Raw genomic sequence first — 11,211 nt, 5'->3', positions numbered from 1 at the left:
CGAAGATTTGCCCCGAGGGCTTTCGCTCCATTCCTGCCGGCGCTCGGGTGCCTTCTTTCGTCTGCCTTGCGTCCGTCGTGCGACTAACCGAGAGCATTGTGAGAAAGAGGGAGAAGACAAACAGCTGGACGTCCTTGCCGCTTGGCGTGCCGGTTCGGGTCCGGTGGCGTGTCCGACAGAGCTTTTGTCTCGCCGCCCGGTCCGCGCCTACCAGCCGTCGGACGGATCGAGGGGGACGTAGCTCCTGATCGAATGGAAGAACAGGTCGATCTCAAGCGCCAGCCCGACCTCGAAGTCGTTCAGTTCGGCCCCGCTCCATCGGTTCTGCTCGAGACGGTCGAGGAATTCGCGGCGAGCCTGGTCATCGCTCGGCGTCAGCGGAAGGGTCTCGGCGGCACGAAGCAGGTCGATGCGCTTGTGGACCTCGCGCATGCCGGCGAAGGCTTCCATCATCGGCCGCGTCAGGAGAGGCTCGGTCTGCCATGACCGACCGGTGAAGACCTCCTGGACGACACGGTTTCCGGCACCAAGACAGTCATAGGCGACGCAGCCGGGAAAGCCTTCCTCGGTCAGCCGGTCGTGGATCGAACAGCTGTGCCCCGCGAGGTTCCGGCAGGGTTCACCGGGGTTCTTGTCGAAGGCGAAATCCTTGCCCTTGTCGAATGCCAGCGCGAGACAGCAGAGGGCGGCGCATTTCGAGCAGTCGGTCTTGAGATGGTCGGTCTGGGACATGGTGGCCTTCGATTGTCGATGCGAGTCCGTGGCAGGGATCTGGCCCGCGGTATCTCGCGGAACGGCTTCGGAATGCAACCTCCGGGCCTTCGGGCTGGGGTCACCTGCGGATCGGCACGACAGGATCCGTTGCGCCGGCGCCAGCTCCAGCTCCTTGTTCGACGCGACCAGCGGAAGGTGTGACGCGAGGCGGGCCAACCATGAATTAAGATGTATCCCGGAGAATTCGCCGGGGACAGTTCGGGGGCGCGGAGCCTTGGATTCGAGCCAGTCAAGGTCGGGTCAAGCGGCCCTGTTGCGCTCAGGTGGCGTCCCCGAGCAGCGCTTCCGCGAGGGTGGCGTCCAGCACGACGTGCGAGACGTAGTCACCGTTCAGGGCCGCACGCGTGGCGTCGAGCTTTTCGAGCCCCGCGACGACCAGCAACCCTTCCATCTCGCGCAGAACGTCAAGCTCGGCGCCGATCATGCGGCGGTCGAGCGCGCCTTGCACGGGGGCCCCGTCGCGGTCGATGAAGCGTCCGGCGATGATGCCGACGGCGCCCATGGCCACGTAGTCCGAGATGTCCTGTTCGGTGGCGAGATTGAACTGCACCACGTGGGTGTCGAAGGTGCAGGGGCTCAGCGAATAGATCGCCTTGTTGCAGTCGCGCAGCCGGTCGAGCTGCTCGGCGATGATCGGCTCGGCGCGCAGCCGGTCGGCAAGCCCTGCCTCGGAGCAGACGGCGGGAGCGTTCAGGTTGATGCACTGGGCCGAAAGGCGCCGGGCGATCTCGGTGGTGCAGCTCTCGCAGGTCGGCAGCAGCGGGTTTGCGATCGACCCGATGAGCTGGCGCACGACGAGCCCATCGACCGGCCACCATGGCACCCGGTCGGACACGATGGACACCGTCTGACCCCAGCTGACGCCCAGCGTGTCACCCGGCTGGACGAAGTCTGGCAGGAACTGGGCCGCCGCTTCGCAGACCTGCTGCGCGGTCTCGGCCTGGCTGTCCTCTTCGGCCACGACAAAGGCTGTCTCGAGACCGAAGCGCTCGCGCAGGCCGTCGGCGAGGGCGTTGATGCGAAAGTGCGCGCCCTGGATCTTCACGCCCACGATCTGGCGTTCCCGGGCGAGGCGCAGGTAGGTCACCACCGTCGGGCGCGACAGTCCGAGCCGCTTGGCGATCTCGGCCTGGTTCAGCCCCTTGATGTAGTAGAGCCATGCGACCTCGGCGACGATCCGGTCGGAAGGGTGGTTCGAACGCACCATCTTGGGCCTCGTCGTGCTGGGTCGTGGAGCGGCGCACACTAGACCGGGACCGGGGCGGCGTCAAAGCGCAGCACCTCGCTGGTGATCCGCAGGTCCTCTTCAAGCGTGCGGTCCGGGCGCAGCCCGTCGCGCTCGAGATCGGCGTGGTAGCCGCGCACCGCTTCCTCGGGGCCGACGTCGAGGTCCGCCACGCGGCGCATCCACGAGATCAGCCGGCACTGGTCCTCGGCCTGGTTGATCTTGCGTCCGAAGAGCGCCAGCCGCGCGCCGTGTCGCTCGGACTGTGCGATGAGCTCGAAGGTGTCGCGGTGGGTGGCGCCGGCACCGCCGAGGACCCCCACCACCATCGAGGGGTCGTGCGCGGCGAGCTGCTGCATGGCGTCGGGGCCGTTGTAGGCGACCTTGAGGAACTCGGGTCGCTCGGCCCGGGTCATGCTCGCCTGAAGGCGGATGATGCAGTCGGTGACATAGGCGCCAAGCGTGTCGGGATCGACCGCGTCCGGCAGGTTCGGATTGAAGACCTCGAGAAAGTGCCGCACGCCGGCGTCGCGTGCTTCACCTCGGAAGGCGGCATAGGCTTCGAGCATCCGTGCGTCGGCCTCGGCGTCGTTGTTGAAGGTCAGCGAGTAGAGGCAGAGATCGCCCGGCGCAAAGGCGAGGTCGGCTCCGCGATAGGGGCGGGATGGTGCGTCTCCGTAGCGCCCGCCGCGGATATTGCCCCAGACGCAGGTGGTCTCGTTGCCGCGAAAGGCGGGCTGGACGGCGCTGCGTTCGAAGGCGCCCGCCTCGTTCAGCGCGTCGAGATTGCCCGCCGAGGTCAGCATGATGTCGACCACGTCCTGGTCGATCACCTTGCGGATCTGTTCGAGAAACTCCGGCCTTGTGCGTGCACCGGTGATCCGGCCCCGGGCATCGCGGCGCGGTCCGGTGCTGTTGATACCGCCTGTGACGTCGGCATCCTTGGCATCGGCGATCATGTAGTCGCCGGGTTTATAGGCGCCGGCGCGCATCCGGGCGATCTTGTCGGCGAAGCGGTTGGTCTTGGTCATGAAATCAGTTCCTGCGAAGGCTGCGGCCGGTGGACGGGTCGAAGACGTGGATATGGTCGGGCGAGATCGCGAACGTCACAGGATCGCCCGGCGACAGGTCGCGGAAGGACTGGGTGACAAAGGAGACCTCCCGACCCGCGACCTCGGTGATGACCTGGCCCTCTGCGCCCATGTTCTCGACCAGCACCACGCTGCCGGAGATGACGTTCCTGGCGTCCGGCGCGCAAAGGTCCATGCGTGCGGGGCGCAGGCCCAGCTCGACCCGCTGCCCGGGCGCGAGATCCGGAAAGACGTCGCGAGAAAGCTCCAGCGTCATGCCCTCGCCATGCGCGACGAGCCGGTCGCCGGCAGCGATTTCGGCGGAGACGAAGTTCATGGCAGGCGTGCCGATGAAATCTGCCACGAAGCGCGTCGCGGGCCGTTCGTAGATCTCGTCGGGGGTGCCCATCTGCTCGATCCGCCCGTCGCGCATCAGCACGATGCGGTCGGCGATGGTCATCGCTTCGAGCTGGTCGTGGGTGACGAAGATCGTCGTGGTCTTGAGCTGCATGTGGATCTTGCGGATCTCGGTCCGGAGCTTCTCGCGCAGCTTTGCGTCGAGGTTCGACAGCGGCTCGTCGAAGAGGAACACCTGGGGTGTCTTGATCATCGCGCGCGCCATCGCGACGCGCTGCTGCTGCCCGCCCGAGAGGTTCTTGGGCTTGCGGTCGAGAAACTTCTCGAGCCCCAGAAGCTCGGCCACCTGCGTGAGGCGCGGCGCGATCTCGGAGCGGCTGGCACCCTGCCGGCGCAGGCCGAAGGTGATGTTGTCGGCAACGCTCATGTGCGGGTAGAGCGCGTAGCTCTGGAACACCATGGCGACGCCGCGCTCGCCCGGGGGCAGGTCGGTGACGTCGGTCCCGCCGATGGCGATGCGTCCGCCGGTGACCTCTTCGAGCCCCGCGATCATGCGCAGCATGGTGGATTTGCCGCAGCCCGAGGGGCCGAGGAACACCACGAACTCGTGGTCGGGAATGTCGAGGTCGAGCCCCTCGATGACCGGGTGGCCACCGTAGGATTTGACGATGTCGTTGCAGGAAATGTTGGCCATGGGAGTGTCCTATTTCGGGCCGCTGCGGACCATGGTGTTGAGAAGGCCCATGAGCAGGCCGATGAAGACGAGCGGCGGCAGCACCAGGAGCACCGTCGCGGCATTGATGACGCCCCAGGGCACCTCCTTGCCAAGCGAGGTGATCGAGGCCGCGACGACCGGAAGCGTGGCGTTCTGCGCCGCGAGGGTGAGCGCCAGCAGCAGCTCGTTCCAGACCAGCACGAAGGTGAAGACCAGCGCGCCGAAGAGCGACGGGGCGGCCACCGGAAGCGAGAAGCGCCAGAAGATCTCGGCGGGGCCGCAGCCCTCCATGGCAGCGGCTTCCTCGATGTCGCGGGGCACGCGTTCGAAGGCCGGAACGGCGAGCCAGATCACCGTAGAGACGGTGACGATCAGGTAGACCAGCACCAGTCCGAAGAGGGTGTCGTAGATGCCGAGGTCGAGGTAGATCACGATGAAGGGGATCGCGATGGCAACCGGCGGCATGAAGCGCAGCGACAGCACGAAGAACTGCACGTCGTCGCCCCACTTGCGGGCGTGGCGTGCCAGGGTATGCGCCGCGGGTATGCCCAGCACCGCGCCGACCAGCACGGCGGCCGAGACGACGATGACCGAGTTGAGCAGCCCGTCGCGGATCGTGGGATTGCGCAGGATCGTGGCGAAGTTTTCGAGGGTCGGCTCGAAGAACAGCTTCGGCACCGGGGTGACGATGTCGCGCAGTTCCTTGAAGGCGCCGAGCACGGTCCAGAGGATCGGTCCCAGCGCGACGACGATCAGCACCGCCAGCACCGCTCGGGTGAGTGTCGCGGAAATCAGCTTGCCCATTTCTTCCCCGCTTTCCAGATGATGGTGAAGGCGACGGTGGTGACGACCAGCAGCAGCAGCGACATCGCCGAGGCATAGGAAATCCGGCCGCCCATGTTGATCCCCATCTGGTAGGCGTAGAGATCGAGCGTCTCCGTCGCCGTGCCCGGACCGCCGCCGGTCATCACGAAGATGAGGTCGAACGAGCGCAGGCTCTCCACCGCCTTGACGAGCGCGAGGCTGATCAGCGGTCCCTTGAGCATCGGCAGCGTCACGAAGGCATGGATCTCCCAGGTGCGCGCGTTGTCGAGCATCGCCGCCTCGATGGGGTCGCGGGGCAGGGTCTCGAGCAGCTTCAGCAGGATCACGGTGAAGAACAGCCCCCATTGCCAGATGTCGACCGCCGCCACCGAGATGAGTGCGAGCGAGGGATCGGCGAGGAACTCGACCGGCCCGATCCCCACGAGGCCGCAGAGGTAGTTGAGCACCCCGAGAGACGGCGAGTAGAGAAACCGCCAGATAAAGGCCGCGGCGACGCGCGGCAGCAGCACCGGTACGAGGAACGCGAAGCAGATCAGGTTGCGGTAGAGCGGCTTCTTGACGGTCTCGAAGATCAGCACGGCAAGGAAGACCGCAAGCGCGAGCGTGCCCGCGACGGTCACCGCCTCCCAGATGGCGGAGATCTCGAGCGCGTTGAAGAAGCGCCGGTCGCGCAGCAGGCGCAGGAAATTGTAGGCGCCGACGAAGTCGTAGTCGGGCGAGCGCAGGGTGCGGTTCATGACGGCGAACCAGACCGCGCCGGCAATCGAGACGAGCGCCAGCGTAGCCAGGAGCCCGATCGCCGGCACCAGCGTCAGGGTGACGAACCGTTTCCGGGTCATGTCCTATCCTTCTTGGGAATGGGGCCCGGTGCGCAGGGGAGCAACGGCGCACCGGGCCGGCAGAGCGGCGTTACTTCAGCCGCATCAGGCTGTCTTCGGCGAAGAAGGCAGCTTCGTCCAAGGCCGCCTGAACGTCGTCCCGCGTGCCGGAGAAGATCTCCTCGAGCGTCAGGCCGAGCGTGTCGCCGATCTCGGGCCAGACCGGGCTGGTCATGATCAGCAGGTCGGTCTTCGGGCCGGTCTCGAGCAGCGCGTCGATGTAGTCCTGCGGCACGAGCTCCTTGAAAGCGTCGCTCTGCAGCGTCGAGGTGCGACCGACGTCCGAGGCGATGCCCGCTTCGAGCCGCCGTTGTTCCATCTCCTTCGAGGTCGCCCAGCCGACGAAATCGCCTGCGACGGTCTTCGTGCAGTCATCCGAGGCGCCGACTTTCGAGACCGCCCAGCCATGTGCCCAGCCGGCGGACGGCAGCGGATCGGGCGGCGGTGCGTAGCCGACCTTGCCCACGATCGAGGATTTCTCGGGGTCTTCCATCCACGGACCGAAGACGTCGGACTCGATCAGGATGGCGACCTGACCGCCCCTGAATGCCTCGACCGAGTCCGACCAGTTGAAGGTCGCGATGCCCGGCGGGGCGTAGTCCATGAGCTCGGTGTAGAGCTCGGTCGCCTCGACGCCTGCCTCGCCGTTGAACGCCGGCATGCCGCCGTCGTCGAGCCATTCGCCGCCCATCGCGCGGAAGAAGGGCGTCCAGCGCCAGACGTTCATGCCCGAGCCACGCTGGCCGCGCGCCGACCAGCCATGTGCACCGTTGTCGGCCTCGTCGAGCGTCTTGATCGCCGCGACCATCTCGTCGAGCGTGGCGGGCGGTTCGATGCCGGCCTCTTCGAGCAGGTCGGTGCGATACATCATGACGTCGCCACCGCCCACGAAGGGCGCGAAATACTGCACGCCGTCGACCGTCGCGACGTTGCTCAGGTCGGTCCGGAAATCGCCGATGTCATAGCTTTCGGGAACCACCTCGCCGAGCGGGTAGACCCAGCCGGCCGAGACATATTCGGCAAGGTTGGCCTCGTCGATGTAGAGCACCTGGTAGGCGCCGGCCCCGGTCGAGGCGTCGAGCCGCGCCTTGGCGCGCCGCTCGTTCTCGCCCAGCATGGTGATGCGCACCTCGGTGTCCCACTTCTCGTTGAACTCCGAGAGCTTGTCGTCCAGCGCGGTGACGGCGGGCATGCCCTGGCCGATGACGTTGAGCGTCGGCACCTCGCCCTTGCAGGCCATCTCGTCCTGCGCCTGGGCCTGTGCGGCCAGCGCGCAGAGCGCCGTGCCCAGCAGCAAAGTCTTGCGATGCATTGGTCTTCCTCCCTATGCGGTTTCGGTCTTCTCCTCGCGGCCGTGTCGGGCCGCCTCCTCCAGCAGCGCGGCCACCCCTTCGTCGAGCCGGCAGAAACTGCGGAACCTGTCGTCGTAAAACCCGGCAAGCGCGGGGTCCGGCGTATGGCAGCGCGCAACACCGGTCATGGCGCGGCTCGCCTCGCCGAGATCGGCATAGGCGCCGCAGGCCACCGCCGCGCAGATCGCCGCGCCGAGGGCCCCCACCTCCGGGGCGCGCACGGCCTCCACGGGCCGTTGGCATATATCGGCGAAGACCTGTCCCCAGACCGGCGACTTCGCCGCGCCTCCGGCCAGTCGGATCGTCGGCGGAAAGGGACGCCCGGTCAGCGCCACGGCGTGCTCGGCGTGGCGACGGGACTGAAAGGCCACGCCCTCGTAGATCGCTCTCAGCATCGAGCCCAGGTCGTCCGTCGCGCCCATGTCGACGAAGCCGCCGCGCCGGGGCTCGGGGCCGAAGACATAGGGCAGGAACTGGCAGCGCCGGGTCGCAGCGGGGCTTGCGGCGACCAGCGCATTGGCCTCGTCGACCGTGACACGCTTTCCCATGGCAGTGTCGAGGAACCAGCCGAGGTTGGCCGCCGAGCAGGGGCTGCCCTCGGCAATCAGTCGCTTCCCGGCACCACGGTAGTGCATGTTGAGGATCGGAACGCCTTCGCCGGTGGGCGGGCCGCTCTCGAGGCTGTTGATCGACCAGGTCCCGGCGATCATGGTGAGCACCGGCGCATCCACGGCCCCGGCCCCGAGGGAGCAGGCGGCCACGTCCATCATCGAGCCCGCGACGGGCGTGCCTTCGGGCAGGCCGGTCTCTGCGGCGGCGGCGGCCGAGACGCGGCCGGCGATGCTGTCGCTCGCGACGATCCGGGGCAGGCGGTGGCCATGCGGGGCAAGGCCGATCCGTTCGAACGCCTCGGTGGCATAGCCGCCGCGCGCAATGTCCATCATTCCGCCGCCGCTGGCCTCGGTCGGGTCGGTCAGGGCCTCGCCGGTCAGCCGCAGGCGGATCAGGTCCTTGCAGGCCAGTGCCCAGCGGGTGCGCGCCATGACCTCGGGCTCGGTGCGCGCAAGCTGCGCCACCTGCATGAGGGTCTGTCCGCCCCAGATTCGGTTCCCGGTGATGCCCGCGATGGCCGGCGCGGTGCCCTCGGTTTCGAGCTCGTCCACCAGCGGCTGTGCACGGTGGTCCACCGAAACGATGCCGGGGCGCGTGCCGTGGCCGTTCTCGTCCACGAGGAAGATGCCGTTGCCGAAGCCGGTGCAGCCGATGCCCGCGATCCGGTGCCCGGCACAATCCGCCACGATCCGGCGCAGCGCCGAGACCGTGCCCTGCCAGAAGCCAGCGACATCACGCTCGACCCGCCCGTCGGCGTGGTGCACCGTCTCGACATCCGCGGTTTCCGAGGCGAAGGCATTGCCCTGCAGGTCGAAGGCGACGACCTTGACCGCTGTGCCGCCGGCGTCGATGGCGATGATGAGATCCCCGCTCATGCCGCGTCCTCCCCGGACCGGGTGCGCATACCCATCAGCCGGGGATCCGCGCGGACCGCTTCCACCTCGGCGGCGATGTCCGCGTGCGGACGACCGGTTTCGGCCTGAAGGATCCCGGCCAGATCTGCGAGCGTGTCGTCGCGCAGCCCCTGTCCGAAGGTCAGGCGGCTCCGTCGCAGGACGATGTCCTCGATCCGCTGCGCGCCGCGTTCACGAATGGCCCAGACGATCTCGCCGCGACAATACAGAGAGGCGCCGGTCAGCGGCATGGCGCCGGCCCCGGTGCACAATGGTGCCAGCGCGCGCGCCAGGGCGCCGTATCGGGTCACAAGTCGTTCTGCCAGCACCGGCGCGACGCCGGTTTCGCGGGCGAGGTCGTCCGCAGAGCAGGGTGCGGCCCCCGGGTAGCGCCGGCTGGCCGTCGAGACCTTCCTGTCCCGTCCGAGCAGTGCAAGGGCGCGGTCCGCTGTTTCTTCCCCGAAGGCGCGGAAGGTGGTCCACTTGCCGCCCACGAGGGACAGGACCGGCGCGTCGAGCCCGGCAAAGCGGTTCTCTTCGAGCGCATGGTCGCGCGCAGCGCTCGTGACCGAGCCGTCGCTGCGCCGCAGCGGGCGAATGCCCGTGGTCATCGAAACGATCTGCTCCGAGGTCACCGGGATGTCGGAGAAAAGCCCGTCCATGGCCCGCAGCAGGTAGCCGATTTCGTCTTCCGCGATGTGTCGGTCCCCGGGGTCGTTGGTCTCGACCTCTGTGGTACCGGCCAGCACGTTGTCGCCCACGGGAAGGGTGATGATCATGCGCCCGGTGCCATCGTCGAAGTAGAAGGCGTGGCCGTTCATGCGGGCATGCAGCTCAGGGTTGTCGAGCACGAGATGCGCCCCCTTCACCCCGCGGAGATAGTGCGTTTCACCGCCCAGCTCCGCGTTCACCCGGTCGATCGCGGCGCCGGTGGCATTCACCACCACCTTCGGTGCGAGCCGCCAGACCTCGCGACCGAAGCTGTCGCCGACGACGAACTGGCCGTCTTCGCGGTGCCACGTCGCATGGTTCAGCACTGCGACGTGCGGTCCCTGCGCCATGGCCTCGGCGATCATCTCGAACATCAGGCCTTCGGGCTGGGTGATCTGGCCATCGTAATAGGTGACGACGGCACGGGTACGCGGCGAAAGACCTGCGGGAAAACGCTCGCGCCGCAGGAGGGTCCGATGGGCGGGGAGGGGGTGTTCGCGACGGCCATAGGCTTCGTAGAGGCGCAAGGCCCCCTCGAGCGCGGCAAGGGAGAGCGGACCGCTACGACGCGACAGGCCAAGGAACCGTGTCACCGAGCCTACGATGCCCGAAACGAGGTGTTCGAGGGGCACGGTGATCTTCAGTGGTTTCACGAGATGGCCGGCATTGGCGATCAGGCGGTTCCGCTCGCGGGCGGATTCAGCGACGAGGCGGAACTCGCGCCCTTCCAGGTAGCGCAGCCCGCCATGCGCCATCCGGCTCGAGGCGCCGCTTGCGCCGCTTGCGAAGTCGCCACTGTCCAGCAGCACGCAGGAGACGCCGTTGAGCGCGAGCTCGCGCAGCGTGGCAACGCCGTTCACGCCTCCGCCCAGGATCAGCACCTCGGCATCCGCAAGCGCGGCGAGCCGCGCCCGGGACGTCTCCCGCAGCGCGCCCGGCGCGCCTGCTGCTGTCTGAGGTTTGTCTTTTTGCCATGTCATGGCGCTGACTAGAGCGAAAACGACTTCTTTTGTAAATTATAATTATCAAAAATAAACTAAAGTAGTAGTTGGCTACGAGCCTGCGTGGCGCGGCGGTCCTGTGCGCCGCAGCAGGGAGTGTAGGGAAGCAAGGCGCATTGGATGGACCCCTGCGTTGAAGCCGGCGCCAAAAATGCTCGTGCATGTCTGGCAGGAGATTGATCGGGTGCCGGCGCAGATCCCCTCGGTCAGCAGTGTCTGGATGTGTTTTCGTTGAGCCTGGCCTAGAAGAGCGATGCGGAAGATCATTACCCGGTGCCGTTTGACAGGCTGCTCTCAAGAAGCCTGTGAGTATGACCAAGACACGCTTTCCGCGAGTTGTTCGTCGGGGTCTTCAACATCTGAGTAGGCGTCTGCGCCGAGTTGATCGTGCGGGCGCTTGGCCTCGACAATCCGGGCGGACCTCATACGAAGCGGAAAGGCGATGCGAGGCGCCGTGTCGTGGCTTTCAACCCGGTCAGGATGCGACTGCTGAAGTAATGCATCCCGGACTTCAGTAAGGTGAACACGGGCGAATTGATCTTCCACATGCTCTACAGCTCAAAGAAACTGCGAGAAGCTTAAGCGAAACCAACTTCTTATCTGAAGAAGTGGTGCCCGGGGGCGGAATCGAACCACCGACACGAGGATTTTCAATCCACTGCTCTACCCCTGAGCTACCCGGGCACTGGGTGAAGGGCGTTGCCCCTCGGGTGGAGGCGAGATAGCCGAGGGCGCCGGGAGTGTCCAGAGGGTTTCGCCGAAAAAATCCACCCCGGCAAACAATGCGCGTTGCGGCTT

The 11,211-nt window shown here is 66.8% G+C and carries 9 protein-coding genes and 1 tRNA gene; all 10 read right to left on the bottom strand.

Annotated elements, in window-relative coordinates:
- Nucleotides 1-207 precede the first annotated feature (207 nt).
- The 10 genes from D6860_RS07865 to D6860_RS07820 all read right to left on the bottom strand — a co-directional run bounded on the left by D6860_RS07865 (nucleotide 208) and on the right by D6860_RS07820 (nucleotide 11,097).
- Complete coding sequence (locus tag D6860_RS07865; protein ID WP_076622266.1) at nucleotides 208-732, bottom strand: hypothetical protein; 525 nt, start codon at nucleotides 730-732, stop codon at nucleotides 208-210.
- A 301-nt stretch (nucleotides 733-1,033) separates the two neighbouring features.
- The gene (locus D6860_RS07860; protein WP_076622265.1) at nucleotides 1,034-1,981 is read right to left on the bottom strand and encodes a sugar-binding transcriptional regulator; all 948 of its coding nucleotides are present in this window, start codon (nucleotides 1,979-1,981) and stop codon (nucleotides 1,034-1,036) included.
- Nucleotides 1,982-2,019: 38 nt separating this feature from the next.
- On the bottom strand, nucleotides 2,020-3,030 hold the full coding sequence (locus D6860_RS07855; RefSeq protein ID WP_076622264.1) for a beta/alpha barrel domain-containing protein: 1,011 nt from the start codon (nucleotides 3,028-3,030) through the stop codon (nucleotides 2,020-2,022).
- Nucleotides 3,031-3,034: 4 nt separating this feature from the next.
- Nucleotides 3,035-4,120 carry an ABC transporter ATP-binding protein gene (locus D6860_RS07850; RefSeq protein WP_076622263.1) on the bottom strand — a complete coding sequence of 362 codons (1,086 nt, stop codon included), beginning with the start codon at nucleotides 4,118-4,120 and terminating at the stop codon, nucleotides 3,035-3,037.
- A gap of 9 nt (nucleotides 4,121-4,129) precedes the next feature.
- Entirely contained in the window at nucleotides 4,130-4,945 is an 816-nt protein-coding gene (locus D6860_RS07845; protein WP_076622262.1) for a carbohydrate ABC transporter permease, read from the bottom strand.
- Complete coding sequence (locus tag D6860_RS07840) at nucleotides 4,933-5,805, bottom strand: carbohydrate ABC transporter permease (RefSeq protein WP_017467528.1); 873 nt, start codon at nucleotides 5,803-5,805, stop codon at nucleotides 4,933-4,935. Before D6860_RS07840 ends, D6860_RS07845 begins: the two co-directional genes overlap by 13 nt.
- A 70-nt stretch (nucleotides 5,806-5,875) precedes the next feature.
- Nucleotides 5,876-7,156: an ABC transporter substrate-binding protein gene (locus tag D6860_RS07835; protein WP_076622261.1), complete on the bottom strand. Its 1,281-nt coding sequence runs from the start codon at nucleotides 7,154-7,156 to the stop codon at nucleotides 5,876-5,878.
- A gap of 12 nt (nucleotides 7,157-7,168) precedes the next feature.
- Nucleotides 7,169-8,683 carry an FGGY-family carbohydrate kinase gene (locus D6860_RS07830; RefSeq protein ID WP_076622260.1) on the bottom strand — a complete coding sequence of 505 codons (1,515 nt, stop codon included), beginning with the start codon at nucleotides 8,681-8,683 and terminating at the stop codon, nucleotides 7,169-7,171.
- The gene (locus D6860_RS07825) at nucleotides 8,680-10,392 is read right to left on the bottom strand and encodes a glycerol-3-phosphate dehydrogenase/oxidase (RefSeq protein WP_083697731.1); all 1,713 of its coding nucleotides are present in this window, start codon (nucleotides 10,390-10,392) and stop codon (nucleotides 8,680-8,682) included. The genes D6860_RS07830 and D6860_RS07825 overlap by 4 nt, the downstream gene beginning before the upstream one ends.
- Nucleotides 10,393-11,022: 630 nt before the next feature.
- Nucleotides 11,023-11,097 (bottom strand) — tRNA-Phe (locus D6860_RS07820).
- Nucleotides 11,098-11,211: the final 114 nt, after the last annotated feature.

Source organism: Salipiger sp. D13 (assembly GCF_003703915.1).
GTDB lineage: Bacteria > Pseudomonadota > Alphaproteobacteria > Rhodobacterales > Rhodobacteraceae > Salipiger > Salipiger profundus.
The sequence above is the reverse complement of the archived record's forward strand: the minus strand, read 5'-3'. Positions and strand labels throughout refer to the sequence as shown.

Bases quoted from the DNA above. Each gene is read 5' to 3' on its own strand.
- D6860_RS07865 (WP_076622266.1), bottom strand. From the start codon at position 732: ATGTCCCAGACCGACCATCTCAAGACCGACTGCTCGAAATGCGCCGCC.
- D6860_RS07855 (WP_076622264.1), bottom strand. From the start codon at position 3,030: ATGACCAAGACCAACCGCTTCGCCGACAAGATCGCCCGGATGCGCGCC.
- D6860_RS07835 (WP_076622261.1), bottom strand. From the start codon at position 7,156: ATGCATCGCAAGACTTTGCTGCTGGGCACGGCGCTCTGCGCGCTGGCC.
- D6860_RS07840 (WP_017467528.1), bottom strand. From the start codon at position 5,805: ATGACCCGGAAACGGTTCGTCACCCTGACGCTGGTGCCGGCGATCGGG.
- D6860_RS07830 (WP_076622260.1), bottom strand. From the start codon at position 8,683: ATGAGCGGGGATCTCATCATCGCCATCGACGCCGGCGGCACAGCGGTC.
- D6860_RS07850 (WP_076622263.1), bottom strand. From the start codon at position 4,120: ATGGCCAACATTTCCTGCAACGACATCGTCAAATCCTACGGTGGCCAC.
- D6860_RS07860 (WP_076622265.1), bottom strand. From the start codon at position 1,981: ATGGTGCGTTCGAACCACCCTTCCGACCGGATCGTCGCCGAGGTCGCA.
- D6860_RS07845 (WP_076622262.1), bottom strand. From the start codon at position 4,945: ATGGGCAAGCTGATTTCCGCGACACTCACCCGAGCGGTGCTGGCGGTG.
- D6860_RS07825 (WP_083697731.1), bottom strand. From the start codon at position 10,392: ATGACATGGCAAAAAGACAAACCTCAGACAGCAGCAGGCGCGCCGGGC.